The 25262-nt window shown below is 62.0% G+C and carries 23 protein-coding genes; 15 read left to right on the plus strand and 8 right to left on the minus strand.

The genetic code is table 11. From position 1 onward, the window contains the following. Positions 1–8: 8 nt before the first annotated feature. Together GWQ44_RS19805 and GWQ44_RS19810 are read right to left on the minus strand one after the other, a co-directional pair. A complete protein-coding gene (locus GWQ44_RS19805; protein WP_016968400.1) occupies positions 9–569 on the minus strand; it encodes a response regulator transcription factor in 561 nt (186 codons plus the stop codon). Further along, positions 562–1824, minus strand: a complete 1263-nt coding sequence (locus GWQ44_RS19810; RefSeq protein WP_016968401.1) for an ATP-binding protein — start codon at positions 1822–1824, stop codon at positions 562–564. The genes GWQ44_RS19805 and GWQ44_RS19810 overlap by 8 nt, the downstream gene beginning before the upstream one ends. A gap of 230 nt (positions 1825–2054) precedes the next feature. Between GWQ44_RS19810 and GWQ44_RS19815 the strand changes: the two genes are divergently transcribed. The 10 genes from GWQ44_RS19815 to GWQ44_RS19860 all read left to right on the plus strand — a co-directional run bounded on the left by GWQ44_RS19815 (position 2055) and on the right by GWQ44_RS19860 (position 15083). Beyond that, complete coding sequence (locus GWQ44_RS19815; protein WP_016968402.1) at positions 2055–2771, plus strand: SIMPL domain-containing protein; 717 nt, start codon at positions 2055–2057, stop codon at positions 2769–2771. A 194-nt stretch (positions 2772–2965) separates the two neighbouring features. Beyond that, a complete protein-coding gene (locus GWQ44_RS19820) occupies positions 2966–3529 on the plus strand; it encodes a cupin domain-containing protein (protein ID WP_016968403.1) in 564 nt (187 codons plus the stop codon). An 814-nt stretch (positions 3530–4343) separates the two neighbouring features. After that, the gene (locus GWQ44_RS19825) at positions 4344–5969 is read left to right on the plus strand and encodes an ABC transporter substrate-binding protein (RefSeq protein ID WP_253127135.1); all 1626 of its coding nucleotides are present in this window, start codon (positions 4344–4346) and stop codon (positions 5967–5969) included. Positions 5970–6277: 308 nt separating this feature from the next. After that, complete coding sequence (locus GWQ44_RS19830) at positions 6278–7879, plus strand: ABC transporter substrate-binding protein (protein WP_047301747.1); 1602 nt, start codon at positions 6278–6280, stop codon at positions 7877–7879. A gap of 166 nt (positions 7880–8045) precedes the next feature. Further along, positions 8046–9452, plus strand: a complete 1407-nt coding sequence (locus tag GWQ44_RS19835) for an OprD family porin (protein ID WP_092319579.1) — start codon at positions 8046–8048, stop codon at positions 9450–9452. A 78-nt stretch (positions 9453–9530) separates the two neighbouring features. Continuing rightward, positions 9531–11126 (plus strand): ABC transporter substrate-binding protein, encoded by a 1596-nt coding sequence (locus GWQ44_RS19840; protein ID WP_275928102.1) that lies wholly within the window; start codon positions 9531–9533, stop codon positions 11124–11126. Between the two features lie 73 nt (positions 11127–11199). Further along, positions 11200–12210, plus strand: a complete 1011-nt coding sequence (locus GWQ44_RS19845) for an ABC transporter permease subunit (protein ID WP_047301743.1) — start codon at positions 11200–11202, stop codon at positions 12208–12210. A gap of 11 nt (positions 12211–12221) precedes the next feature. Beyond that, positions 12222–13133 carry an ABC transporter permease subunit gene (locus tag GWQ44_RS19850; protein ID WP_016968408.1) on the plus strand — a complete coding sequence of 304 codons (912 nt, stop codon included), beginning with the start codon at positions 12222–12224 and terminating at the stop codon, positions 13131–13133. 10 nt (positions 13134–13143) lie between these two features. Further along, positions 13144–14112 carry an ABC transporter ATP-binding protein gene (locus GWQ44_RS19855; protein WP_016968409.1) on the plus strand — a complete coding sequence of 323 codons (969 nt, stop codon included), beginning with the start codon at positions 13144–13146 and terminating at the stop codon, positions 14110–14112. Continuing rightward, positions 14112–15083, plus strand: coding sequence for a peptide ABC transporter ATP-binding protein (locus tag GWQ44_RS19860; protein ID WP_016968410.1), 972 nt, complete (start codon positions 14112–14114; stop codon positions 15081–15083). Before GWQ44_RS19855 ends, GWQ44_RS19860 begins: the two co-directional genes overlap by 1 nt. Before the next feature lie 104 nt (positions 15084–15187). Here the strand turns inward: GWQ44_RS19860 and GWQ44_RS19865 are convergent, their stop codons facing one another. Beyond that, a complete protein-coding gene (locus GWQ44_RS19865) occupies positions 15188–15430 on the minus strand; it encodes a hypothetical protein (protein ID WP_042942222.1) in 243 nt (80 codons plus the stop codon). A gap of 338 nt (positions 15431–15768) precedes the next feature. Beyond that, positions 15769–17352: a peptide chain release factor 3 gene (locus tag GWQ44_RS19870; protein ID WP_047301737.1), complete on the minus strand. Its 1584-nt coding sequence runs from the start codon at positions 17350–17352 to the stop codon at positions 15769–15771. A 349-nt stretch (positions 17353–17701) separates the two neighbouring features. Here GWQ44_RS19870 and GWQ44_RS19875 point away from each other — a divergent pair, with 349 nt between their 5' ends. From GWQ44_RS19875 to GWQ44_RS19895, 5 genes are all read left to right on the plus strand, one after another. Beyond that, the gene (locus GWQ44_RS19875; RefSeq protein ID WP_016967204.1) at positions 17702–18418 is read left to right on the plus strand and encodes an ABC transporter permease; all 717 of its coding nucleotides are present in this window, start codon (positions 17702–17704) and stop codon (positions 18416–18418) included. Positions 18419–18442: 24 nt separating this feature from the next. Continuing rightward, the gene (locus GWQ44_RS19880) at positions 18443–19339 is read left to right on the plus strand and encodes a glycine betaine ABC transporter substrate-binding protein (RefSeq protein ID WP_275928103.1); all 897 of its coding nucleotides are present in this window, start codon (positions 18443–18445) and stop codon (positions 19337–19339) included. A 15-nt stretch (positions 19340–19354) separates the two neighbouring features. Beyond that, positions 19355–20008, plus strand: coding sequence for an ABC transporter permease (locus GWQ44_RS19885; protein WP_016967202.1), 654 nt, complete (start codon positions 19355–19357; stop codon positions 20006–20008). After that, a complete protein-coding gene (locus tag GWQ44_RS19890) occupies positions 20005–21162 on the plus strand; it encodes an ABC transporter ATP-binding protein (RefSeq protein ID WP_103740908.1) in 1158 nt (385 codons plus the stop codon). Before GWQ44_RS19885 ends, GWQ44_RS19890 begins: the two co-directional genes overlap by 4 nt. A 651-nt stretch (positions 21163–21813) precedes the next feature. After that, positions 21814–22977, plus strand: coding sequence for a type III PLP-dependent enzyme (locus tag GWQ44_RS19895; protein WP_047301731.1), 1164 nt, complete (start codon positions 21814–21816; stop codon positions 22975–22977). Between the two features lie 84 nt (positions 22978–23061). Here the strand turns inward: GWQ44_RS19895 and GWQ44_RS19900 are convergent, their stop codons facing one another. Genes GWQ44_RS19900 through GWQ44_RS19915 form a run of 4 tightly spaced genes read right to left on the minus strand, consistent with a single transcriptional unit; the run spans position 23062 to position 25122 of the window. Then, positions 23062–23337: a type II toxin-antitoxin system RelE/ParE family toxin gene (locus GWQ44_RS19900; protein WP_080962990.1), complete on the minus strand. Its 276-nt coding sequence runs from the start codon at positions 23335–23337 to the stop codon at positions 23062–23064. Next, positions 23334–23597 carry a ribbon-helix-helix domain-containing protein gene (locus tag GWQ44_RS19905; RefSeq protein WP_016967198.1) on the minus strand — a complete coding sequence of 88 codons (264 nt, stop codon included), beginning with the start codon at positions 23595–23597 and terminating at the stop codon, positions 23334–23336. The genes GWQ44_RS19900 and GWQ44_RS19905 overlap by 4 nt, the downstream gene beginning before the upstream one ends. A 55-nt stretch (positions 23598–23652) precedes the next feature. Next, on the minus strand, positions 23653–24438 hold the full coding sequence (locus tag GWQ44_RS19910; protein ID WP_275928104.1) for a tetratricopeptide repeat protein: 786 nt from the start codon (positions 24436–24438) through the stop codon (positions 23653–23655). Between the two features lie 3 nt (positions 24439–24441). Next, positions 24442–25122 carry a Fe2+-dependent dioxygenase gene (locus GWQ44_RS19915; RefSeq protein WP_016967196.1) on the minus strand — a complete coding sequence of 227 codons (681 nt, stop codon included), beginning with the start codon at positions 25120–25122 and terminating at the stop codon, positions 24442–24444. Positions 25123–25262 lie beyond the last annotated feature (140 nt).

The raw sequence follows: 25262 nt of genomic DNA on the forward strand, positions 1-25262 counted from the left end.
GTCGCGGTTCAGCGACGGACGGGGCGCTTCTGAAGTTTGCGCTGCAAGGTGCGGCGATGCATGCCCAGCGCACGGGCAGTGGCGGAGATATTGCCTTCGTGCTCGGTCAGCACACGTTGAATGTGCTCCCATTGCAGGCGGTCCACGGACATCGGGTTTTCCGGCACCAGGGTGTCCAGGTCGGCGTGTTCGGAGAGCAACGCGGCCAGCACGTCATCGGCGTCCGCCGGCTTGCACAGGTAGTTGCAGGCGCCGCGCTTGATGGCCTCCACCGCCGTCGCGATGCTCGAGTAGCCGGTGAGGATCAGCACACGCATTTCCGGATCCAGCTCCAGCAGCTTGGGCAACAGCACCAACCCGGAGTCGCCGTCCATCTTCAGGTCCAGCGCGGCGTAGTCCGGCAGATCCTGCTGGGCGATGCTCAGGCCCTCTTCCGCGGAACCTGCGGTACTGACGCGAAAACCCCGCCGGCTCATGGCCCGGGCCATGACCCGGGTAAAGGTGGCGTCATCGTCCACCAGCAACAAATGCGGCAGTTCTTCGCCTTCGACTTGGATCTCTTCACTCATGGTCGTCTCCTCGGGCGGCACGAGGCAGGCGCAGCTCAGTGAGCGTTCCGCCTTCCTCATGACTGTAGAGTTTCACTGAGCCGCCAGCACGGGTCACGCTGGCCTTGCTCAAAAACAGGCCCAGGCCGAAGCCTTTGCCCTTGGTGGTAAAAAACGGCTTGCCGATCTGCTCGGCGATGGCCAAGGGTACTCCGGCGCCGTGGTCGCGAATACTGATGGTGAGGTTTTCCGCATCCCAGTCCAGGCGCACTTCCAGGCCTTCGGCACAGGCATCGGCTGCATTGTTCAACAGATTGAGCAAGGCCTGGGTCAGGTCCGGCGGCGGCGCCAGGCGCGGCACCGGCCCCTCTCCCAGCAGATGGAAGCGGTAGCTGGCCTCGGGGCGCATCAGGTGCCAGCGATTCAAGGCTTCGTCCAGCCACTGGGTGACTTCCTGCATCTCTACCGCCATACGGCGATTGGCCTCGGCGGCGCGCACCAGTTGCTGCAGGGTTTCCTTGCACAACTTGACCTGGTCCTGGAGCACGCTGAGGTCATCCTGCAACAGCGGGTCGGGATGGTCCTGGCGCATCTCCTTGAGCAATACGCTCATGGTCGCCAGCGGCGTGCCCAGCTCATGGGCGGCGCCGGCGGCCTGGGTCGCCACGGCCAGCAATTGCTGATCCCGCAGCCCCTCTTCGCGGCGGATCGCCCGCAGCTCTTCCTGGCGGCGCAGCTCTTCGGCCATGCGCGCGGCGAAGAAGGTGATCACCGCCGCCGCCAGGGCGAAACTCAGCCACATGCCGTACACCTGCAGGTTTTCCCGGGCGATGGGGAAGGTCTGCAAGGGATAGAAGCGGGCCAGCAGCAAGGTGTAGAGCGTCAGCGCGATGCCCGACAGCACCACCGAATAGCGCCAGGGCAAGGTCACCGCGGCAATCGTCAGGGGCACCAGGTAATAGGAGACGAAGGGGTTGGTGGAGCCCCCGGAGAAATACAGCAGCACGCTGTGGATAAACAGGTCACAGGCCAGCTGCAGGGCATATTCCAGCTCCGTTACCGGCCATGAGGTGCGCAGGCGGATGGCCGTGAAGGCGCAGAGCACCATGGAAAACATCAGGGTCACACCCAACTGCAGCCAGGGCAGGGGCAACAGGTCCAGCCAATAGGCAAGCCCTACCGAACCGGCCTGAGCGGCCAGCACCAGGGTGCGTATGAAGGTCAGCCGCCAGAGATTCTGACGGGTAGCGGACAGCAATTTTACGGGGGCGAGCATGAGCTCTCCTGATGAGCGCTCCAGGGCAATCGGCGGGAGTATAACCAAGCAGCCCCCGACGCAGGCAAAACTGCGGCAAAGCGTCACAGAAAAACAGTTGCAAGCTGCAAGCATTCAGCTACAAGCCTAATGGCTTGCCGCTTGCGGCTTGAAACTTGCCACGGCCTTGTAGGTCTGAAGGTTTCACGCAGGTCGGGATCAACCCTGTGGACCGCACTCAAGGAGTTTCCATGCCGCATTTCAGTCGCAGCCTCGCCCTTCTGGCCCTCAGCGCCGGCACGCTCACCAGCCTGCCCGCCCTGGCCGCCGATGAACTGCACTACAACCAGATTTCCCTGCGCGCCGAAGTCAGCCAGGAAGTGGCCCGCGACCTGATGATCGTGACCCTCTACAGCGAATCGCAGAACAGCGACCCGGCCAAGCTCGCGGCAGAAATCACCACCGCCATGAACAAGGCCCTGGAACAGGCCCGCCAGGTCAAGGACGTGACCCTGCGCCAGGGCAGCCGCAACAGCTATCCGATCTACGACGGCAAGGGCCAGAAGATCACCGGCTGGCGTGAGCGCGCTGAGCTGCGCCTGGAAAGCGCCGACTTCGCCGCGCTGTCCAAGCTCACCGGCGAGCTGCTGGGCGATTTGAAAATGGCCGGCATGGACTTCGCCATCGCCGATCCGACCCGCAAGGCCAGCGAAGATGCCCTGCTCAAGGATGCGGTCAAGGCGTTCAAGGCCCGTGCGCAACTGGCCACCGAGGCCCTGGGCGGCAAGGGCTACAAGATCGTCAACCTGAACCTCAACAGCAACGGTTATCCACAGCCCTATCTGCGCGCACCGATGATGATGAAGGCCGCCAGCATGGACTCGGCACCGGTGACCCCGGAAGTGGAAGCCGGCACCAGCCAGGTCAGCATGACCGCCGATGGCGCCATCGAAGTGCTGATGCCGTAATCCTTTCCCGGCCTCTTCCTGCGGCGATAACCTTCTGCAGAAAGGTTATCGCCGTTTTTCATTACCAACTATTTCAAGCCAGACCCGGGGAACTCGGCTCGGTGATGTTAGAGTTACGCCCCCGGTACAGGGCCAGTCAGAGGTGACTGACGTCCACCGGGTATAACCGCGCCTATCCAATAAGAGTCTCGACAATGACCGCAGATCGCATCGGCGAACGCCTGCGTCGCTATCGCCGCGCCGCCAAGAAAACCTTGCGTCAGATCGCCAGTGAATCGGGACTGACCGCCAGTTTCCTCTCCCAGGCAGAACGCAACCTCACCGGGGTCTCCATCTCCTCCCTGGTGAACATCGCCAAATCGCTGAACGTTCCCCTGAACGCGCTGTTCGACCAGCCGATCCAGGCGCAGCCCGACTCCCACGACGGCAAGCGGGTGCGCTACACCATCGAGGGCCAGCCTCTGGCCTACGAGCGGCTGTCCAGTTCCTTCCCCGGCAACCTGATCAACGCGGTGAAGATGAACATACCGGTGGGTTATCAGTCGGAGCTGATCTCCCATGACGGCTCGGAGTTTTCCTACGTGCTTTCCGGGCAGATCGTCTACACCATCGAAGGTCAGCAATACCCGCTCAGTGCCGGAGACTCGGTGCACTTCGACGCGACCAAGAGCCATTTCCTGGCCAATGCAGGCCATGGCCCGGCGGAAGTGCTGACCGTCACCACCATGGGCCTGTTCGACGATCATTCGGCGGCCTGAGCCGACTCCACAGCCGCCCATGGCGCCTCACACGCGGCACTGTGCCGTAGAGAAATGTTAGTCAGGCTTAATTTTCGTTGACCACGATTTCAGCATGACTTAATTTCGGCATCGGCGAATCGACAATCAACCACATAACAAGCGATCGCCGTCGCCGCACAGGGTCCATGGGGCTGGCTCAACGCCCCATAGCAAGGCGAATTGCCACGGCCCACAAGGCCAATCCTCAGATCTGCCCTAGAAGAAGAAAAAATGAGGTTTGCATGTGTAAGACCTTTGCGCTTCAGGTTTGGCAAACAACCAGGCTGACCCAGCCCAGCGGACGCTCGAACGCCTCCCGCAACCTCCACAGTGACAACCTCACTGCGAGCCAAGACTCCCACACCGCCGACGATGCGCTGTTCACCCGTCATCGCCTGCAAGGTCCCGGGCATCCGTCTCCCACGGCCTCCCCTAACCCAGCGAACGTCGTCATCCGCCCAAGCGAATGCGTCGAGCCCCTGTGTGCGCCAGCCACGGCCTGGCGGCTCCGACACAAGCCGGTCGGCACCCGCGCCAGCCAAGCACCGATGGGAGGCGCGGCCCGCCCTGGCGGCCCAAGAAAAAGGCGACGTATGCAGCAGAAACAACCCACGCAAACGGTCAAATGCGTCAAGTTTTATACAAATGCGTCATTCCTGTACGTTCGTTCCACTCTTTGAGGCTTGTGTCCGCCCCGCATCTTGCATTGGGTACGGGGCCTGCATAAGTATCGGCGGGTCGACTCACAAGGTCGCCCTCTACTCCAAAAATGACAACAAATCATGAGGCCACCATGTTCAAGAAAGCAGTCCTTCCGTTTTTAGTCAGCGCCGGCTTGCTTGCCAGTGCCCCCTTCGCCCAGGCGGCGACTAACCTGGTGTTCTGCTCTGAAGGGAGCCCGGCCGGTTTCGACCCAGGCCAGTACACCACCGGAACCGACTTCGACGCCTCAGCCGAAACCCTGTACAACCGCCTCAGCCAGTTCGAACGTGGCGGCACCGCCGTCATCCCGGGCCTGGCCACCAGCTGGGACATCTCGGACGACGGCCTGACCTACACCTTCCATCTGCGTGAAGGCGTCAAGTTCCACACCACGCCCTACTTCACCCCGACCCGTACCTTCAACGCCGATGACGTGCTGTTCACCTTCAACCGCATGCTCGACAAGGACATGCCGTTCCGTAAGGCCTACCCCACCGAATTCCCGTACTTCACCGACATGGGGATGGACACCAACATCACCAAGGTCGAGAAGCTCGACGACAAGACCGTCAAGTTCACCCTGAAGACCGTGGACGCCGCGTTCATCCAGAACCTGGCCATGAGCTTCGCCTCGATCCAGTCCGCCGAGTACGCCGACAAGCTGCTCAAGGAAGGCAAGGCCAGCGACATCAACCAGAAGCCGATCGGCACTGGCCCGTTCGTGTTCAAGAGCTACCAGAAGGACTCCAACATCCGCTACACCGGCAACAAGGACTACTGGAAGCCTGAAGACGTGAAGATCGACAACCTGATCTTCGCCATCACCACCGACCCATCGGTGCGCATTCAAAAGCTGAAGAAGAACGAATGCCAGGTGACCCTGTTCCCGCGTCCGGCCGACCTCAAGGCGCTCAAGGAAGACAAGGACCTGAAGATGCCTGAACAGGCCGGCTTCAACCTCGGCTACATCGCCTACAACGTGATGCCGGTGCTCAAGGGCCGTACCGACGCCAACCCGCTGGCCGACCTCAAGGTTCGCCAGGCACTGGACATGGCCGTCAACAAGCCGCAAATCATCGACTCGGTCTACCAGGGCGCCGGCCAGCTGGCGGTCAACGCCATGCCACCGACCCAATGGTCCTACGACACCAGCATCAAGGACGCCAAGTACGACCCCGAGAAAGCCAAGCAGTTGCTCAAGGAAGCCGGCATCAAGGAAGGCACCCAGATCACCCTGTGGGCCATGCCGGTACAACGCCCCTACAACCCCAACGCCAAGCTGATGGCGGAAATGCTGCAGTCCGACTGGGCCAAGATCGGACTCAAGGTCAACATCGTCAGCTACGAGTGGGGCGAGTACATCAAGCGCTCCAAGGGCGGCGAGAACCAGGCCATGATCATTGGCTGGAGCGGTGACAACGGTGACCCCGACAACTGGCTCGGCACCCTGTTCGGCTGCGATGCGCTCAATGGCAACAACTTCTCGAAATGGTGCGACAAGCCTTACGACGCGCTGATCAAGCAAGCCAAGGCCACGTCGGATGTGGCCAAACGCACCGAGCTGTACAAGCAGGCGCAACACATCCTCAAAGACGCCGTTCCGATGACACCTATCGCACACTCGACGGTGTTCCAACCCATGCGCGCCAACGTGCAGGACTTCAAGATCAGCCCCTTCGGCTTGAACTCCTTCTATGGTGTCAGCATCGGCAAATAAGGCCCGGCAACGGCGACGTCCCTGACGTCGCTGTTGTTTTACCGGCCCGCACAGTAAGCACCCGGCCTACCTTCGACATACCGCCTCGGCAAAGAGCGGTCCCGCGAATTTACAGCCGATTCTTACAGGGCTTTCAGGCACAGCGGATATACGCCCCGGCCTTCGACCCTTAACGTCGAGGCCAGGCAAGGCTGCGTCTGTCGGCGGACCTTTGCTACAGCCATGGTTTGGCATCAATGACCTGTACAGGCTCCAGGAAGGAGCCAGGGTCGATTGATCATCACAACAAAAAATGGAGATGGACCGTTATGCGTCATTCCCTGATTTTCTCGGCCCTGGTAGGGAGCAGCCTGCTGGCCGCCAGCGCTACCGGCGGCGCCGCCGAGCGCAGCCTGGTGTTCTGTTCCGAAGGCAGCCCGGCGGGCTTTGACACGGCGCAATACACCACCGCCACCGACAACGATGCCGCCGAGCCGCTGTACAACCGCCTGGTGGAATTCGAGAAGGGCGCAACCAACGTGCTGCCCGCCCTGGCCAAAAGCTGGGACATCTCCGAGGACGGCCTCACCTACCGCTTTCACCTGCGTGAAGGGGTGAAGTTCCACAGCACCCCGTACTTCAAGCCCACCCGCGACCTCAACGCCGACGACGTGCTGTTCACCTTCAACCGCATGCTCGACGCCAATCACCCGTTCCGTAAGGCCTACCCGACGGAGTTTCCCTACTTCAACGGCATGAGCCTGAACAAGAACATCGCCAAGGTCGAGAAAACCGATCCGCTGACCGTGGTCATGACCCTCAATAGCGTGGACGCGGCGTTCATCCAGAACCTGGCCATGAGCTTTGCCGCGATCCTCTCCGCCGAATACGCCGAGCAACTGCTCAAGGCCGGCACCCCCAGCCAGATCAACCAGAAGCCCATCGGCACCGGGCCGTTCGTGTTCCAGCGTTACCAGAAAGACTCGCAGATCCGCTACGCCGCCAACCCGCACTACTGGGACCCGAGCCGGGTCAAGCTCGACCGGTTGATCTTCGCCATCAACACCGATGCCTCGGTACGGGTGCAGAAGCTGCGGGCCGGCGAATGCCAGGTGACCCTGCACCCGCGCCCCGCGGATATCGATGCGCTGAAAAACGACCCGAAACTGCAAGTCATCGAGAAGCCCGGCTTCAACCTCGGCTACATCGCCTACAACGTGCAGCACAAACCCTTCGACCGCCTCGAAGTGCGCCAGGCACTGGACATGGCGGTGAACAAGCCCAGCATCCTCAACGCCGTGTACCAGGGGGCCGGCCAGCTGGCGGTCAACGCCATGCCACCGACCCAGTGGTCCTACGACGAAACCATCAAGGACGCGGCCTACAACCCGGAAAAGGCCCGCGAACTGCTCAAGGCCGCCGGGGTCAAGGAAGGCACGGAAATCACCCTCTGGGCCATGCCCGTGCAGCGTCCCTACAACCCGAATGCCAAGCTGATGGCGGAAATGCTGCAGTCCGACTGGGCGAAGATCGGCCTCAAGGTGAAGATCGTCAGCTACGAATGGGGCGAGTACATCAAGCGCACCAAGAATGGCGAACACGACATCAGCCTGATCGGCTGGACCGGAGACAACGGCGACCCGGACAACTGGCTGGGCACCCTGTACAGCTGTGACGCCATCGGCGGCAACAACTACTCCATGTGGTGCGACCCGCAGTACGACAAGCTGATCAAGCAAGCCAAGCTAGTGACCGACCGCCAGCAACGCACCGAGCTTTATAAACAAGCCCAACAGCTGCTCAAACAGCAGGTGCCGATCACGCCGGTGGCCCACTCGACGATCAGTCAGCCATTGAGCGCGAAAGTCGAGGGTTTCAAGGTCAGTCCTTTCGGCCGCAACACCTTCTCGGGTGTCAGCCTGGCCCCATAACCGATGAGTCAAAACCTTGAGGACGATTTTCGTCCTCACGCAGGCGCTTTGCCTGAATTCGGCGATCAAGCCGCATGCAAACGTTTGCGATGCCGTGAATGAGTTCCAAAAACCAGCCGGCCGAAAAAAACCGGCATCTAAAAAAGAAAATAAAGGAGCTTCACCCATGAAACTGAGCAGCAGCGCATTGTTAGCCTTGGCTATCAGTAGCATCACCGCCACGGCCTATGCGGAGAACGTCAGCCAGGACTTCGTCCCGACTGTACAGAACAGCACCAACGCCCAGGCTGAGGCCAAGGGTTTCATCGAAGGGCAGAGCCTGTCGGGTACCACGCGCAACTGGTACGCCAACGAGCTGAAACGTCGCAATGACCGTTTTTCGTACAACCACAATGGCGTCGATACCTCGACTCCGCGTCGGATCAACTGGGTCCAGGGCACCATCCTCAACTACAGCTCCGGCTTCACCGAAGGCACCGTGGGGGTCAGCACCGAAGTCGCGGCCTACAACGCCATTGCCCTGGATCGCGACCGCAAGGACATCGCCGGCAAGAACAACCGCACCCTGACCCATTCCGACGGCGACGCCGTGGGCCAGTGGAGCAAGCTCGGCCTGGCCAACGTCAAGTTCCGCGTATCCAACACCACCCTGACCGCCGGCCGGCAGAACTTCAGCACGCCGATCGTCGACGTCATCGGCAACCGCGCGCTGCCTTCGAGCTTCGAAGGGGTGAGCATCCACAGCGAAGAGTTCAACAACCTGTCGTTCGATGCCGGCACCTTCGACCGGGTATCGCCACGGACCGAACAGAGCCTGTCGAAATTCCGTTCCGAGTACACCAGCAACACCGCCGAGACTGACCGCGTGAGCATCGTCGGCCTCAACTACCAGCCGCTGAAAAGCCTGAAGACCAGCCTCTACGCCTCCAAGGTGGAAGACTTCTGGAACCAGTACTACTTCGGCGCTACCCACGAGCTGGGCGACAGCTCAGTGCTGAGCCTGACCACCGGCCTGAACTACTACAAGACCGTCGACACCGGCAAGAAAGAGATGGGCGAGATCGACAACGATACCTACTCCCTGTCCATGGGGCTGACCCACCAGGCCCACAGCCTGACCTTCTCGTACCAGGAAGTCAGCGGCAACGAGTACTTCGACTACCTGCACGAAACCAACGGCATCTACCTGGCCAACTCCCTGCTCTCGGACTTCAACGGCCCGAACGAGAAATCCTTCCAGATCGCCTACGGCCTGAACATGGCCGAATACGGCGTGCCTGGCCTCAAGTTCAACGTCTACCAGGCTCGCGGCTGGGGCATCGACGGCACCCACTACACCGGCAGCGCCTACGGCGGCATCAACTCCGAAGGCAAACTCTACGGCGTGAGGACCATGGATGGCGAAACCCACTACGAATACGGCATCGGCGCCTCTTACGCCGTGCAGAGCGGGCCACTCAAAGCCACCGCGATCCGTGCCACCTACACCACGCACCGCGCCAGCAAGAACCAGGCCGATGGCAACATCAACGAATTCCGCCTGGTTACCACCATCCCGTTCAACATTCTCTAACCCACCAGTTGAAGGGCGGGTTCATGACGAATCCGCCGTTCAAGCTAATCTGGTTCAATCGATTGCAGAGGGTTCCTGATGAACATGCTTCCCCTGAAAGCGGCCATTGGCGCCGCCCTGCTGAGCGCCGCCCTGGGCGCCACAGCCAAACCCTTGGTGGTCTGTACCGAAGCCAGCCCGGAAGGCTTCGATATGGTCCAGTACACGACTGCAGTCACGGCCGACGCAGTGGCGGAAACCATCTTCAACCGGCTGGTGGACTTCAAGCCCGGCACCACTGACATCGAGCCCGCCCTGGCCGAGTCCTGGGACATCAGCCCGGACGGCCTGCAATACACCTTCCACCTGCGCAAGGGCGTCAAGTTCCACAGCACCGACTACTTCACCCCGACCCGCGACATGAATGCCGACGACGTGCTCTGGAGCTTCCAGCGCCAGCTGGACCCGAAGCACCCCTGGCATGACAAGTCCAGCGTGGGCTTCCCCTACTTCGAAAGCATGGGCTTCAAGGAACTGCTCAAAAGCGTCGAGAAGATCGACGAGCACACCGTGGTCTTCACCCTGACCCGCCGTGAAGCACCGTTCCTGGCCGACATCGCCATGGCCTTCTCATCGATCTACCCGGCGGAATACGCCGACAAGCTGCTCAAGGAAGGCAAGACAGCCGACCTCAACAGCAAGCCCATCGGCACCGGCCCCTTCATTTTCACGCGTTACGCCAAGGACGCCCAGGTCCGCTTCAAGGCCAACCCGGACTACTTCCGCGGCAAGCCACCGGCCGACCCGCTGGTACTGGCGATCACCACCGACAACAACGTGCGCCTGCAGAAGCTCAAGGCCAACGAGTGCCAGGTTGCCCTGTACCCCAAGCCCGATGACATTCCCAGCATCAAGGCCGACCCCAACCTCAAGGTCGACGAACTGGCGGCCATGACCACCGGCTACATCGCCATGAACACCACCCGCCCATACATGAGCGACGTGCGGGTACGCAAAGCCATCGACATCGCCTTCGACAAGGAAGCCTACGTCAACAGCCTCTACGGCAAAGGCAACGCGCTGATCGGCACCGGCCCTTACCCGCCGACCCTGCTGGGCTTCAACAACAGCCTGAAGAATCCGCCCCGGGATCTGGACAAGGCCCGGGCCCTGCTCAAGGAAGCCGGGGTGCCGGACGGTACGGTGATCACCCTGTTCACCCGCAACGGCGGCGGCCCGACCAACCCCAATCCCCTGCTGGGCGCGCAGATGATGCAGGCCGACCTGGCCAAGATCGGCCTCAAGCTCGATATCCGCGTCATGGAATGGGGCGAGATGCTCAAGCGGGCGAAAAACGGCGAACACGATATGGTGTCGGCCGGCTGGGCTGGGGATAACGGTGACCCGGACAACTTCCTGACCCCGAACCTGAGTTGTGACGCAGCGAAAAACGGCGAAAACTACGCCCGCTGGTGCAATAAGGAGTTCCAGCAGCTGATCGACCAGGCCCGCGCCGACGCTGAACCTGCCAAGCGCGCCGCGCTCTATGAAAAAGCACTGCTGGTTTTCCAACAGGACCAACCCTGGATTCCCATGGCCTATCCGAAAATGTTCACCGCCATGCGCAAGAACGTCGAGGGTTACCACCAGAGCCCCCTGACCACCAACAACTTCGCGACCACCCAAGTGAAGTGATAAGAAACGCCCGCCGCCCTTGACCCCAAGGGTGGCGGGTACGCCTAACCGGCTGATTGAGGTACTTCAGAAGATGTTTAGTTTTATTGCCCGCCGTGTGGGGTTGTTGATCCCCACATTCTTCGGCATCACCTTGCTGACCTTCGCCTTGATACGCATGATTCCCGGCGACCCCGTGGAAGTCATGATGGGCGAGCGTCGGGTCGACCCCGAGATGCATGCCCAGGCAATGGAACGCCTTGGATTGAACAAGCCGCTGTACGCCCAGTACCTGGACTACATCGGCAAGCTGGCCCACGGTGACCTGGGCGAGTCCCTGCGCACCCGCACCAGCGTGTGGAGCGAGTTCACCTCGCTGTTCCCCGCGACCCTGGAGCTGTCCATGGCCGCCCTGCTGTTCGCCGGCATCATCGGGCTGCTGGCCGGGGTGATTGCCGCCCTCAAGCGAGGGTCACTGTTCGACCACGGGGTGATGGGCATCTCCCTGGCGGGCTATTCGATGCCGATCTTCTGGTGGGGCCTGATCCTGATCATGTTCTTCTCGGTGAGCCTGGGCTGGACCCCGGTGTCCGGGCGCATCGACCTGCTCTACGACATCGAGCCCAGAACCGGCTTCATGCTCATCGACACCCTGCTGGCCAAAGACACCGACGCCTTCTTCGACGCCCTGCAGCACCTGATCCTGCCGGCCATCGTCCTGGGCACCATTCCCCTGGCGGTGATCGCGCGGATGACCCGCTCCTCGATGCTCGAAGTGCTGCGCGAGGACTACATCCGCACCGCCAAGGCCAAGGGCCTGTCGCCGGCGCGAGTGGTATTCGTCCACGGCCTGCGCAACGCCTTGATTCCGGTACTGACCGTGGTCGGCCTGCAAGTCGGCACCCTGCTGGCCGGGGCGGTCCTGACCGAAACCATCTTTTCCTGGCCGGGCATCGGCAAGTGGCTGATCGAAGCCATCGGCGCCCGCGACTATCCCGTGGTGCAGAACGGCATCCTGCTGATCGCCTGTCTGGTGATCATGGTCAACTTCGTGGTGGACATCCTCTACGGCTTTGCCAACCCACGCATCCGTCATCAGCGCTGAGATCAAGACTAATGAGCACTCCAACTTCCTCAGTAGCAGTCGATCAAAGCCTGCTCTATCCGTCCGTGTACAAAGAATTCTGGCAGCACTTCTCGCGCAACAAGGGCGCGGTGGCCGGCCTGCTGTTCATGCTGCTGATCGTGTTCTGCGCGCTGTTCGCCCCCTGGGTGGCGCCGCACAACCCCAGCGAGCAATACCGCGACTTCCTGCTGACCCCGCCGGCCTGGCTCGAAGGCGGACAGATGCAGTTCCTGCTGGGCACCGATGAGCTGGGCCGCGACCTGCTGTCGCGACTGATCCAGGGTTCGCGCCTGTCGCTGCTGATCGGCCTGTCGTCGGTGGTGATGTCGCTGATCCCGGGAATCCTCCTGGGCCTGTTCGCCGGCTTCTTCCCGCGCTTGCTCGGCCCGACCATCATGCGCCTGATGGACATCATGCTGGCCCTGCCCTCGCTGCTGCTGGCCGTGGCGATTGTCGCCATCCTCGGCCCAGGCCTGATCAACACCGTGATCGCCATCGCCGTGGTGTCCCTGCCCTCCTATGTGCGCCTGACCCGCGCCGCGGTGATGGGCGAGATCAACCGCGACTACGTGACCGCCGCGCGCCTGGCCGGTGCCGGCCTGCCGCGCCTGATGTTCATCACCGTGCTGCCCAACTGCATGGCGCCGCTGATCGTCCAGGCCACCCTGAGCTTCTCCTCGGCCATCCTCGACGCCGCCGCCCTGGGCTTCCTCGGCCTGGGCGTGCAACCGCCGACTCCGGAGTGGGGCACCATGCTGGCCTCGGCTCGCGACTACATCGAACGCGCCTGGTGGGTGGTGAGCCTGCCGGGCCTGACCATTTTGCTCAGCGTGCTGGCAATCAACCTGATGGGCGACGGCCTGCGCGATGCGCTGGACCCGAAACTCAAGAACGCCGCCTGAGGAGATTCCCATGTCACTGCTCGAAATCAAGAATCTCAATGTCCGTTTCGGCGACGCCACGGCGGTGCCAGTGGTCGATGGCCTCGACCTCAAGGTCGACAAGGGCGAAGTGCTGGCCATTGTCGGCGAGTCCGGCTCCGGCAAGTCGGTGACCATGATGGCCCTGATGGGCCTGATCGAGCACCCCGGCATCGTCACCGCCGATGCCTTGAGCTTTGACGGTCGCGACATGCTCAAGCTCAGCGCCCGCCAGCGCCGGCAGATCGTCGGCAAGGACCTGGCCATGGTCTTCCAGGACCCGATGACCGCGCTCAACCCCAGCTACACCGTGGGCTTCCAGATCGAGGAAGTGCTGCGCCTGCACCTGAAAATGTCCAGCAAGGCCGCGCGCAAGCGTGCCATCGAACTGCTGGAGAAGGTCGAGATCCCCGGCGCCGCCAGCCGCATGGACGCCTACCCGCACCAACTGTCCGGCGGCATGAGCCAGCGAGTGGCGATCGCCATGGCGATTGCCGGGGAACCCAAGTTGCTGATTGCCGACGAACCCACCACCGCCCTGGACGTGACCATCCAGGCGCAGATCATGGACCTGCTGCTCAACCTGCAACAGGAACAGAACATGGGCCTGGTGCTGATCACCCACGACCTGGCCGTAGTCGCCGAAACCGCCCAGCGCGTCTGCGTGATGTACGCCGGGCAAGCCGTGGAAGTCGGCCAGGTGCCGCAGCTGTTCGACATCCCCGCGCACCCCTACAGCGAAGCGCTGCTGGCGGCGATTCCCGAGCACAGCCTCGGCGCCACCCGCCTGTCGACCCTGCCGGGCATCGTCCCCGGGCGCTATGACCGGCCCCAGGGTTGCCTGCTGTCGCCGCGTTGCCCCTACGCCCAGGACAACTGCCGCCAGCAGCGTCCAAGCCTTGATCCGCAAGCCGCCAGCCTGGTGCGCTGCTTCTATCCGCTGAATCAGGAGGTGGCGTAATGGCCGTCGTTCTTACCGCCCGCGACCTGACCCGTCACTACGAAGTGTCCCGTGGCCTGTTCAAGGGCCATGCCACCGTGCGCGCCCTCAACGGCGTGTCCTTTGAACTGGAAGCCGGCAAGACCCTGGCCGTGGTCGGCGAGTCGGGCTGCGGCAAGTCCACCCTGGCCCGGGCCCTGACCCTGATCGAAGAGCCATCCTCGGGCTCGCTGAAAATCGCCGGCCAGGAAGTGGCCGGCGCCGACAAGGCCCAGCGCAAGCAGTTGCGCAAAGACGTGCAGATGGTGTTCCAGAGCCCGTATGCCTCGCTCAATCCGCGGCAGAAGATTGGTGATCAACTGGCCGAGCCACTGCTGATCAACACCAAGCTGTCGGCCGCCGAACGCCGGGAGAAAGTCCAGGCGATGATGCAGCAGGTGGGCCTGCGCCCCGAGCATTACCAGCGCTACCCGCACATGTTCTCCGGCGGCCAGCGCCAGCGCATTGCCCTGGCCCGGGCGATGATGCTGCAGCCCAAGGTGCTGGTGGCGGACGAACCGACCTCGGCCCTGGACGTGTCGATCCAGGCCCAGGTGCTGAACCTGTTCATGGACCTGCAGCAGGAATTCAACACCGCCTACGTGTTCATCTCCCACAACCTGGCGGTGGTGCGTCACGTCGCCGACCAGGTACTGGTGATGTACCTCGGCCGGCCGGTGGAAATGGGTCCCAAGGAGGACATCTACACCCGCCCTCTGCACCCCTACACCCAGGCCCTGCTGTCGGCGACCCCGACCATTCATCCGGACCCGGACAAGCCGAAGATCAAGATCGTCGGTGAACTGCCCAACCCGCTGAACCCGCCACCCGGCTGCGCCTTCCACAAGCGCTGCCCCTACGCCACCGAGCGTTGCAGCGCTGAAGAGCCGGCCCTGCGCCCGCTGGACAACCGGCAAGTGGCCTGCCACTACGCCGAGCAATTCGTGCTGTAGCGGCCATGGAAAAGGCGCTTGCGAATACCTCCGCAAGCGCCTGAACCTTGTTCGACCCGCCCCTGGCGACGGATTGCGCATCAGTCCGTCGCTGGGGGTTTCTTTTAGCCCTGGCTGTCGCCTTCGCCCTCGTCGGTGGTCTGGTCGTCATCGCCTGAACTGCCACCCTGGCCTTGATCGCCCGGCTCCGAGTCGGACTTGGCAAGCATCTGCACCGGTGCGCCATGGCTCGACTGATAGCCCGGCTCTTTCACCTGCATCAGGTTGTGGGCCCAGGCCGCCGAGGTTCCGAGCGACAGCATCACCAGCACTTTGATCAACAGCACAACGCGTTGGAAAATTCTCATGGTCGATTCCATCCCTTCATAGGTGAATCTGCGAAGGCTGCGCGCCCTGCCGTACAGTGGCCACAGCACTGTCTGAAACCTAGTCGTGATCTCCGGGCTTTTCCAGATAGCCCCCTATCGATACCCGGGCCATACAAGCCCTTCCGACTAACGGCGCTCCCTGAAAAACCCCACAACCAGTAGCCGGCTTGCCGGCGCAGAGGCCCGCAAGCCATGCACCACAGCGTCCGCCGCCTTCGCTGCCCAGCCAGCCTCTACGGGGCGGCAGCGGGCCAATCCTGCGCGCAACAAAAAGCCCCGCTGTCTGCACAGCGGGGCTTGGGGTGTCACAGACGAACTTAGTGGTGTTCGCGGGTAGCGCGGAATTTCACGTCCGGCCAGCGCTCTTCCATCAGCGCCAGGTTGACCCGGGTCGGCGCCAGGTAAGTCAGGTGACCGCCGCCGTCCAACGCCAGGTTTTCCACCGCCTTGTTGGAAAACTCTTCCAGCTTCTTCTTGTCGCTGCATTCGATCCAGCGAGCGGACCACACGGTGATCGGCTCGTAGGAGCACTCCACCTTGTATTCCTCCTTCAGGCGGCTGGCCACCACATCGAACTGCAGCACACCGACGGCGCCGAGAATGATGTCGTTGCTGCGCTCGGGGAAGAACACCTGGGTCGCGCCCTCTTCGGCCAGCTGCTGCAGGCCCTGACGCAGCTGCTTGGACTTGAGCGGGTCCTTCAGGCGTACGCGGCGGAACAGTTCCGGGGCGAAGTGCGGGATCCCGGTGAAGCCCAGGGCTTCGCCTTCGGTGAAGGTGTCGCCGATCTGGATGGTGCCGTGGTTGTGCAGGCCGATGATGTCGCCAGCGTAGGCTTCTTCCAGCTGTTCACGCTCGGAGGAGAAGAAGGTCAGGGCGTCGCCGATGCGCACGTCCTTGCCGGTACGCACGTGGCGCATCTTCATGCCCTTGTCGTACTTGCCCGAGCAGATACGCATGAAGGCGATACGGTCGCGGTGCTTGGGGTCCATGTTGGCCTGGATCTTGAACACGAAGCCGCTGAATTTTTCTTCCTGCGGCGCCACGACACGTTCGTTGGCTTCACGGGGCAGCGGCAGCGGCGCCCAGTCCACCACGGCGTCGAGCACGTGGTCGACGCCGAAGTTCCCCAGGGCGGTACCGAAGAACACCGGGGTCAGCTGACCGTCGAGGAACTCCTGCTGGTTGAACTCGTGGCAGGCCCCCTGCACCAGCTCCAGCTGCTCGATGAAACGCTCGTACTCGTCACCCAGGTGGGCGCGGGCTTCGTCGGAATCGAGCTTCTCGATGATCTTGGTTTCGGTGCGTTCGTGGCCGTGGCCCGGGGTGTAGACAATGATGTAGTCGCCCGCCAGGTGGTACACGCCCTTGAAGTCGCGGTAGCAACCGATCGGCCAGGTGATCGGCGCGGCCTTGATCTTCAGTACCGCTTCGATTTCGTCCAGCAACTCGATCGGGTCGCGAATGTCGCGGTCGAGTTTGTTGATGAAGCTGACGATCGGCGTGTCGCGCAGGCGGCAGACGTCCATCAGGGCGATGGTCCGTGGCTCAACGCCCTTACCACCGTCGAGCACCATCAGCGCCGAGTCCACGGCGGTCAGGGTGCGATAGGTGTCTTCCGAGAAGTCTTCGTGGCCCGGGGTGTCCAACAGGTTGATCATGTGTTCGCGATAGGGGAACTGCATGACCGACGTGGTAATGGAAATACCCCGCTGCTTCTCCATCTCCATCCAGTCGGAAGTGGCATGGCGGTCGGACTTACGCGATTTGACGGTACCCGCCACCGCAATCGCCTTGCCCATCAGCAAGAGCTTTTCGGTGATGGTGGTCTTACCCGCATCCGGGTGGGAAATAATGGCGAAAGTGCGGCGTTTCGCGACTTCGGCGGCCTGGTTGGTCATGGGAAATCGCCTGGCGGTGATCAAAAAAGGGCGCAGATTATAGCCCAGACAAAGCCTTGCGGGCCACCGCTGCCCCCGTCGCCCAGGCCACCGCGCGGCAGATAAACGGTGGCTAAATGCTGCCAAGTATGGAACCTTTTAAAACGTGGAGACGTCCACTCCCCTGTCACGCGCTGTCGTCAGGGGCTGAAATATCAGCACGTTAGCTTGACGAAGCTGCGCTCATGGCTCGTTCACCCGCCGCTTTGCCGGCGCTCGACGAGCTGCTTTTCGCGCGTACTTTCGCGGCAGCCAGGAATGGCCTTGCCACACGGGAAAGTGCCCGCCGACTGAAAAAAGGAGTCCGCCTGTGGCTATTCGCTATGGCAAAGGGCTGATAGGAGGGGTTGCGGTGATCGCCCTCCTGGCCCTGCTGGTCCACTGGATCGGCATCACGACGATCGAACACTACCGCGACGATCTACTGTTCTACCTGCAAGCTCATCTGTTCCTGGTCCTGGCGTCCATGCTCGCCGCACTGCTGGTGGGCATCCCCGCCGGCATCTTCCTCAGCCGCCCGAACATGGCCGGACGCGCCGAACGCTTCATGCAAGTGTTCAACATCGGTAACACCGTTCCCCCTCTGGCCGTCCTGGCCATCGCCCTGGGGATCCTCGGCATCGGCAGTGGCCCGGCCATCTTCGCGCTGTTCCTCGCCTCCCTGCTGCCCATTGTGCGCAACACCTACGAAGGCCTGAAAAACGTCCAGGGCTCGCTCAAGGAAGCCGCGATCGGCATCGGCATGACCCCGCGCCAGGTGCTGTGGAAAGTCGAATTGCCCAACGCCGTGCCGATCATCATCGGTGGCGTGCGGGTGGCCTTGGCGATCAACGTCGGCACCGCGCCCCTGGCCTTCCTGATCGGCGCCAACAGCCTGGGCAGCCTGATCTTCCCCGGCATCGCCCTGAACAATCAGCCGCAACTGCTGCTCGGCGCCGCCTGCACCGCGCTGCTGGCCTTGCTCCTCGACGGCCTGGTGACCCTGGCCAGCCGCCTCTGGCTGGAGCGCGGTCTGCGCCCGTCCTAAGTCCGACAGAGACAAGGAATGAACATGAAGAAATTAAGCCTGATACTCGGCTGCGCCCTGCTGCTTGCCGGACTGGTACAAGCCGCGGAAAAACCGCTGATCCGCATTGGCGCCCGGGTCTTCACCGAACAGACCCTGCTGGCGGAAATCACCTCCCAGTACCTGCGCAGCAAGGGCTATGACACCCGCGTTACCGGCGGCCTGGGCAGCAACCTGGCGCGCAGCGCCCAGGAAAGCGGCCAGCTGGACCTGATCTGGGAATACACCGGGGTGTCGCTGGTGGCCTACAACCACATCGACGAGAAACTCGACAGCCAGCAATCCTACGCCCGGGTCAAAGCACTCGACGCGAAAAAAGGCCTGGTCTGGCTGGCGCCGTCCAAGTTCAGCAATACCTACGCCCTGGCCCTGCCGGAGAACGTGGCCAAGGAACATCCCGAGATCAACAGCATCAGCGACCTGACCCGAGCCCTGGCTGAAGACGCCAAGGAGAACCGCCTGGTGGCCCTGGACACCGAGTTCGCCAACCGTTCCGACGGCCTGGCCGGCATGGTCAAGCTGTACGACATGAACCTGACACGCAAAAACACCCGGCAGATGGACGCCGGCCTGGTCTACACCGCCCTGCGCAACGGCCAGGTGTTTGCCGGCCTGGTGTACACCACCGACGGTCGGCTCAACGCCTTCAAGCTCAAGCTGCTGGAAGACGACAAGCACTACTTCCCGGACTACACCGCGGCCCCCGTGGTGCGTCAGGCGTACCTCGACGCCCACCCGCAACTGGCTGCAGACCTCCAGCCGCTGGCGGCGCTGTTCGACGACGAAACCATGCGCCAGCTGAACGCGCGGGTCGACGTCGACCATGAAAGCCCTTCCGCCGTGGCCGCAGATTTTCTGCGCCAGCATCCGCTCAACCACTGATAGAGAGGAGAAGACATGGAATTTCTGAACGCCTTTTCCCATCTCGATTGGGCCCAGGTCCTGCACCTGACCTGGCAGCACATCACCCTGGTGGGCATCGCCGTGACCCTGGCCATCGTCTTTGGCGTGCCCCTGGGCATCCTGATGACCCGCTTCCCGACCCTGGCCGGCCCGTTGCAGGCCAGCGCCACCGTGCTGCTGACCATCCCGTCCATCGCCCTGTTCGGCCTGCTGCTGCCGTTCTACTCCAAGTTCGGCCAGGGCCTGGGGCCGCTGCCGGCCATCACCGCGGTGTTCCTCTATTCGCTGCTGCCGATCATGCGCAACACCTACCTGGCGCTGACCGGCGTCGAGCCGGGCATCCGCGAAGCCGCCCGCGGCATCGGCATGACCTTCGGCCAGCGCCTGCGCATGGTCGAGTTGCCGATCGCGGTGCCGGTGATCCTCGCCGGGGTACGCACCGCCGTGGTGATGAACATCGGCGTCATGACCATCGCCGCCACCATCGGCGCCGGCGGCCTGGGCGTACTCATTCTTGCTTCCATCAGCCGCAGCGACATGTCGATGCTGATCGTCGGCGCCGTGCTGGTCAGTCTCCTGGCCATCTTCGCCGACCTGCTTCTGCAATGGCTGCAACGCTCGCTGACTCCAAAAGGACTGCTCAAATGATCGAACTTCAAAACCTGACCAAGACCTTCCAAAGCAACGGCAAGACCATCACCGCCGTTGACTCCGTAAGCCTGACCGTCAATGAAGGCGAGATCTGCGTGTTCCTCGGGCCGTCCGGCTGCGGCAAGAGCACCACCCTGAAAATGATCAACCGCCTGATCATGCCCACCTCGGGCAAGGTGCTGATCAACGGCGAAGACACCACCGACCTCGACGAAGTGACCCTGCGCCGCAACATCGGCTACGTGATCCAGCAGATCGGCCTGTTCCCCAACATGACCATCGAGGAAAACATCGTGGTGGTGCCGCGCCTGCTGGGCTGGGACAAGCAGAAATGCCACGACCGCGCCCGCGAGCTGATGAGCATGATCAAGCTCGAACCCAAGCAGTACCTGCATCGCTACCCACGGGAACTGTCCGGTGGCCAGCAACAGCGCATCGGGGTGATTCGCGCCCTGGCGGCGGACGCCCCGCTGCTGCTGATGGACGAGCCCTTCGGCGCGGTGGACCCGATCAACCGCGAGATGATCCAGAACGAGTTCTTCGAGATGCAACGGGCGCTGAACAAGACCGTGATCATGGTCAGCCACGACATCGACGAAGCCATCAAGCTGGGGGACAAGATCGCCATCTTCCGCGCCGGCAAGCTGCTGCAGATCGACCACCCCGACACCCTGCTGGCGCACCCGGCGGACGACTTCGTCAGCAACTTCGTCGGCCAGGACAGCACCCTCAAGCGCCTGTTGCTGGTCAAGGCCGAAGACGCGGCGGACAACGCCCCGTCGGTGAGCCCGGAAACCCCGGTGGCCGAAGCCCTGGAGCTGATGGACGAGCACGACCGCCGCTACGTGGTGGTGACCTGCGCCGAGAACAAGGCCCTGGGCTATGTACGCCGCCGCGACCTGCACCGTCAGACCGGCACCTGTGCCCAGTTCCTGCGCGAGTTCAACGCCACCGCCGCCTACGACGAACACCTGCGGATTCTTCTGTCACGCATGTACGAGTTCAACCGCTCGTGGCTGCCGGTGCTGGATGCCGAACGGGTGTTCCTGGGGGAAGTGACCCAGGAATCCATCGCCGCCTACCTGAGCTCCGGGCGTTCGCGGGGGATGAAGACCAATATCGTCTCACCGGCTGAAACAGTGGTCGCCTGATCAATAAATAGCCAATAACCAACCTGTGGCGAGGGAGCTTGCTCCCGCTGGGCCGTGAAGCGGCCCCTCTTGGCAAACAAGAGTGGAACTGCTGCGCAGTCCGCGGGAGCAAGCGCCCTCGCCACAAGTTTTTTTGCCCGCCAACGCGCCGGAAAAAAATATCAACAGCCGCCACGGTCAAAGCTGTCCGGCGACACTCTCCCAAACAGCCAAAATCCCCCTCACACCATCCTCTCGCCGCTAACGTCGCCGATGTTGACGCCTTCATACTTACCGGCCAACTGGCATGCAAAAGCGTCGAACGTGCAGGTATTTTTAACACCCGTGAATTCTTCGGGAACATCTGTCCGTCATCTGTGTCGGCTACAAAGAGAGGTGTCGTTTACGCACGTCAGACAAGTGCAAAAACGCGACATTTTTTGTTGATCTCAGGCCCCTCACCGCCTAAAGTTCGCGCCGAACGTCCATGCTGGAAACGATCCATCCGGCTCAAGTACTGACGACGAGACAGCAAGGCCAAGGGCAGATTGCCCATGGCCTTTTTGCTTTCGGCGACATGCCTTGGGAAGTAGGCGAACCAAAGTGGGGATACGGAGGACGTTCATTTGCACCCATTGATTTCTAACGTTTGCCAGTAGGAGCTCCCAACGCATGTCGATTAACGTCGAAGACTATTTTGCGCGCGAAACCTTTCAAAAAATGAAGGCCTTCGCCGACAAGCAAGAAACCCCATTCGTGGTCATCGACACCCAGATGATCGCCCAGGCCTACGATGACCTGCGCGCCGGTTTCGAATTCGCCAAGGTCTACTACGCGGTCAAGGCCAACCCGGCCGTCGAGATCATCGACCTGCTGCACGAAAAAGGCTCCAGCTTCGACATCGCCTCGATCTACGAGCTGGACAAAGTGCTGAGCCGCGGCGTCAACCCGGCCAACATCAGCTACGGCAACACCATCAAGAAGTCCAAGGACATCCGCTACTTCTATGAGAAGGGCGTGCGTCTGTATGCCACCGACTCCGAAGCCGACCTGCGCAACATCGCCAAGGCCGCCCCGGGCTCGAAAGTCTATGTGCGCATCCTCACCGAAGGCTCCACCACCGCCGACTGGCCGCTGTCGCGCAAATTCGGCTGCCAGACCGACATGGCCATGGACCTGCTGATCCTCGCCCGCGACCTGGGCCTGGTGCCTTACGGCGTGTCGTTCCACGTGGGTTCGCAACAGCGCGACATCAGCGTCTGGGACGCGGCAATCGCCAAGGTCAAAGTGATCTTCGAACGCCTGAAAGAAGAAGACGGCATCGAACTCAAGCTGATCAACATGGGTGGCGGCTTCCCGGCCAACTACATCACCCGCACCAACAGCCTGGAAACCTACGCCGAGGAAATCATCCGCTTCCTCAAGGAAGACTTCGGTGACGACCTGCCGGAAATCATCCTCGAACCGGGCCGTTCGTTGATCGCCAACGCCGGCATCCTGGTCAGCGAAGTGGTGCTGGTGGCGCGCAAATCCCGCACCGCCGTCGAGCGCTGGGTCTACACCGACGTGGGCAAATTCTCCGGCCTGATCGAAACCATGGACGAGTCCATCAAGTTCCCGATCTGGACCGAGAAGAAAGGTGAAGTGGAAGAAGTGGTGATCGCCGGCCCAACCTGCGACAGCGCCGACATCATGTACGAGAACTACAAGTACGGCCTGCCACTGAACCTGGCCATCGGCGACCGCCTGTACTGGCTGTCCACCGGCGCCTACACCACCAGCTACAGCGCAGTGGAATTCAACGGCTTCCCGCCGCTGAAAGCCTTCTACCTTTAACGACAGTGGCTAGCTGCTAGCGACAAGCTGCAAGAAAAAGCCCATGACATGTCATGGGCTTTTTTGTGCGCGCGGTTCAGTGGCTCAACGATCTTCACGGACATGCCAAATACGCAGGATGGACAAGGCCATGCCTTGAATCTCATAACGCACCTCGTAATGCCCCACCAGCAACCGTCGAACATCCCTCGGCTTGAACTCCTCCAACTGCTCTCCCAATCGAGGGTTGGAGAGAAGTGCATCTGGAGCCCGCACGAGGGATTGCACGGTCCGAGCAGCAGAGCGATTAACCTGGGCGAGAAATTCAAAAAGCCGAGCCAGGTCGGATAGCGCCTTGCTCGTCCATTTCAGCTGTCTCATTTTGGTAAGGGCAGAGGATTGTCGCCAGACAGACTCTCCGCCCAAGCCAGCACCGACTGATGATCAACAACCCTTCCAGCATCGACATCTGCCAAGGCCTCAAGCGTCAGCCGGCGGCGCTCTTCTTCCTGGTCAACCCAGGCCACCAACGCTTGCTTCACGATCCAGGCACGGGAGCGTTCCAGGCGAGAAGCCAGTTGATCGACCTTATCCGCCAGTTCCAAGGGAATGTGAGCGGTCAGTACTTTTGTCGCGGGCATGAGGCAAAACCTGCATCAGAATGATTAAAAGCGATTGGTACTGAATCATAGTGATTTAAGCCAACACAGCAAGCCGCTCGCCATCCCGCTCATCACCCAATTGCACGGCCCGCCGCTGATAAGCCTGTGCCAGTTCGCGAATCTCGGGATGCGTGGCATTGAGCAACGCAGCGCAAGCCACTCGCAGGAAATTCAGGTTGCCGCCAGCCAGTGCCTGTTGCAGCCAATCCACGGCTTCGTCGATACGACCGGCATCGGCCAGCACCGCCGCATAGCTGAACTGCCCACGGAAATCCCCGCCTTCGGCCGAGCGCCGATACCATTCGTGGGCCGTTTGCGGGTCGGCCAGGCAGACCAGCCCTTCCTCCAGGTAACGCCCCAGCAGGTTCATCGATTTGGCATGCCCCAGCTCCGCCGCGCGGCGGTAGCAGGCCAGCGCCAGGGCGTGGTTCTGGGCCACGCCACGGCCGGTGGCCAGCAGGTTGGCGTAGTTGTACAGGCCCCAATCCAGCCCCGCTTCGGCGGCCAATCGGTAGTGTCCGGCAGCGCGGGCGGCATCCGCCGGGCAACCCCAGCCGTGTTCGTGGCAGCGGCCGAGCATGTTGCGCGCCATCAGGTGCCCACGTCGCGCGGCGATGTCGAACCAGCGCACGGCCAGGGCTTGATCCTGCTGGATGCCGTGACCGTCGAGGAGGATCTGTCCCAGCAGCGCCTGGGCCTCCAAAAGCCCTTCGCGGGCCGCCACCAAGATTGCCTGGGCGGCGCGGGCCGGGCTCTGTTGGAGCATGGCGCTCAGTTGCGCGCCGTCGAGGACTTCCTCGCGGCGAAGTTGAACAGTCACCGCTTACACCTCGACCCAGCGCCGCAGCAGGTTGTGATAGGTGCCGGTCAGGCGGATCAGCGAAGGATGGTCGGGCACGTCCCGGGTCAGTTCCTGGATCGCCCCGTCCATCTCGAACAGCAAGGCGCGCTGGCTGTCTTCGCGCACCAGGCTCTGGGTCCAGAAGAACGAGGCGTAGCGGGCGCCGCGGGTCACCGGGTTGACCTTGTGCAGGCTGGTGCCGGGGTACAGCACCAGGTCCCCCGCCGGCAGCTTGACCCGCTGCAGGCCGTAGGTGTCCTGAATCTCCAGCTCGCCGCCGTCATAGTCCTCGGGGTCGCTGAAGAACAGGGTCGATGACAGATCGGTGCGCACCCGCTCCGGGCTGCCCTTGGGCTGGCGCACGGCGTTGTCGATATGGAAGTCGAAACTGCCGCCGGCGGTGTAGCAGTTGATCAGCGGCGGGAACACCTTGTGCGGCAAGGCGGCGGACATGAACAGCGGGTTCTGCCACAGGCGCTCGAGCATTGCCGCGCCGATCTCCTGGGCCAGCGGGTGCCCTTCGGGCAGTTGCAGGTTGTGCTTGGCCTTGGCCGACTGGTAACCGGCGGTGATCTTGCCATCCGCCCAGTCCGCCTGCTCCAGGGCTTCGCGGATGCGCCCCACTTCATCACGGGTGAACACGCCGGGGATGTGCAGCAACATGGCCAGGTACCTGAGCAGCGAAAGGTCGTCAATGATATTGATTCTTATTGACTGTGTAAAACCCGGTGACGAATGAGCGGGCAAAAACCGTAAGGATAAATTGTAAAGATTGTAAATTCAGTGCGAATAGTAACGTTTCG

This window comes from Pseudomonas sp. 3MA1, from assembly GCF_029237275.1.
Classification (GTDB): domain Bacteria; phylum Pseudomonadota; class Gammaproteobacteria; order Pseudomonadales; family Pseudomonadaceae; genus Aquipseudomonas; species Aquipseudomonas fluorescens_AP.

Bases quoted from the DNA above. Each gene is read 5' to 3' on its own strand.
- GWQ44_RS19805 (WP_016968400.1), bottom strand. From the start codon at position 569: ATGAGTGAAGAGATCCAAGTCGAAGGCGAAGAACTGCCGCATTTGTTG.
- GWQ44_RS19810 (WP_016968401.1), bottom strand. From the start codon at position 1,824: ATGCTCGCCCCCGTAAAATTGCTGTCCGCTACCCGTCAGAATCTCTGG.
- GWQ44_RS19815 (WP_016968402.1), top strand. From the start codon at position 2,055: ATGCCGCATTTCAGTCGCAGCCTCGCCCTTCTGGCCCTCAGCGCCGGC.
- GWQ44_RS19820 (WP_016968403.1), top strand. From the start codon at position 2,966: ATGACCGCAGATCGCATCGGCGAACGCCTGCGTCGCTATCGCCGCGCC.
- GWQ44_RS19825 (WP_253127135.1), top strand. From the start codon at position 4,344: ATGTTCAAGAAAGCAGTCCTTCCGTTTTTAGTCAGCGCCGGCTTGCTT.
- GWQ44_RS19830 (WP_047301747.1), top strand. From the start codon at position 6,278: ATGCGTCATTCCCTGATTTTCTCGGCCCTGGTAGGGAGCAGCCTGCTG.
- GWQ44_RS19835 (WP_092319579.1), top strand. From the start codon at position 8,046: ATGAAACTGAGCAGCAGCGCATTGTTAGCCTTGGCTATCAGTAGCATC.
- GWQ44_RS19840 (WP_275928102.1), top strand. From the start codon at position 9,531: ATGAACATGCTTCCCCTGAAAGCGGCCATTGGCGCCGCCCTGCTGAGC.
- GWQ44_RS19845 (WP_047301743.1), top strand. From the start codon at position 11,200: ATGTTTAGTTTTATTGCCCGCCGTGTGGGGTTGTTGATCCCCACATTC.
- GWQ44_RS19850 (WP_016968408.1), top strand. From the start codon at position 12,222: ATGAGCACTCCAACTTCCTCAGTAGCAGTCGATCAAAGCCTGCTCTAT.
- GWQ44_RS19855 (WP_016968409.1), top strand. From the start codon at position 13,144: ATGTCACTGCTCGAAATCAAGAATCTCAATGTCCGTTTCGGCGACGCC.
- GWQ44_RS19860 (WP_016968410.1), top strand. From the start codon at position 14,112: ATGGCCGTCGTTCTTACCGCCCGCGACCTGACCCGTCACTACGAAGTG.
- GWQ44_RS19865 (WP_042942222.1), bottom strand. From the start codon at position 15,430: ATGAGAATTTTCCAACGCGTTGTGCTGTTGATCAAAGTGCTGGTGATG.
- GWQ44_RS19870 (WP_047301737.1), bottom strand. From the start codon at position 17,352: ATGACCAACCAGGCCGCCGAAGTCGCGAAACGCCGCACTTTCGCCATT.
- GWQ44_RS19880 (WP_275928103.1), top strand. From the start codon at position 18,443: ATGAAGAAATTAAGCCTGATACTCGGCTGCGCCCTGCTGCTTGCCGGA.
- GWQ44_RS19885 (WP_016967202.1), top strand. From the start codon at position 19,355: ATGGAATTTCTGAACGCCTTTTCCCATCTCGATTGGGCCCAGGTCCTG.
- GWQ44_RS19890 (WP_103740908.1), top strand. From the start codon at position 20,005: ATGATCGAACTTCAAAACCTGACCAAGACCTTCCAAAGCAACGGCAAG.
- GWQ44_RS19895 (WP_047301731.1), top strand. From the start codon at position 21,814: ATGTCGATTAACGTCGAAGACTATTTTGCGCGCGAAACCTTTCAAAAA.
- GWQ44_RS19900 (WP_080962990.1), bottom strand. From the start codon at position 23,337: ATGAGACAGCTGAAATGGACGAGCAAGGCGCTATCCGACCTGGCTCGG.
- GWQ44_RS19905 (WP_016967198.1), bottom strand. From the start codon at position 23,597: ATGCCCGCGACAAAAGTACTGACCGCTCACATTCCCTTGGAACTGGCG.
- GWQ44_RS19915 (WP_016967196.1), bottom strand. From the start codon at position 25,122: ATGTTGCTGCACATCCCCGGCGTGTTCACCCGTGATGAAGTGGGGCGC.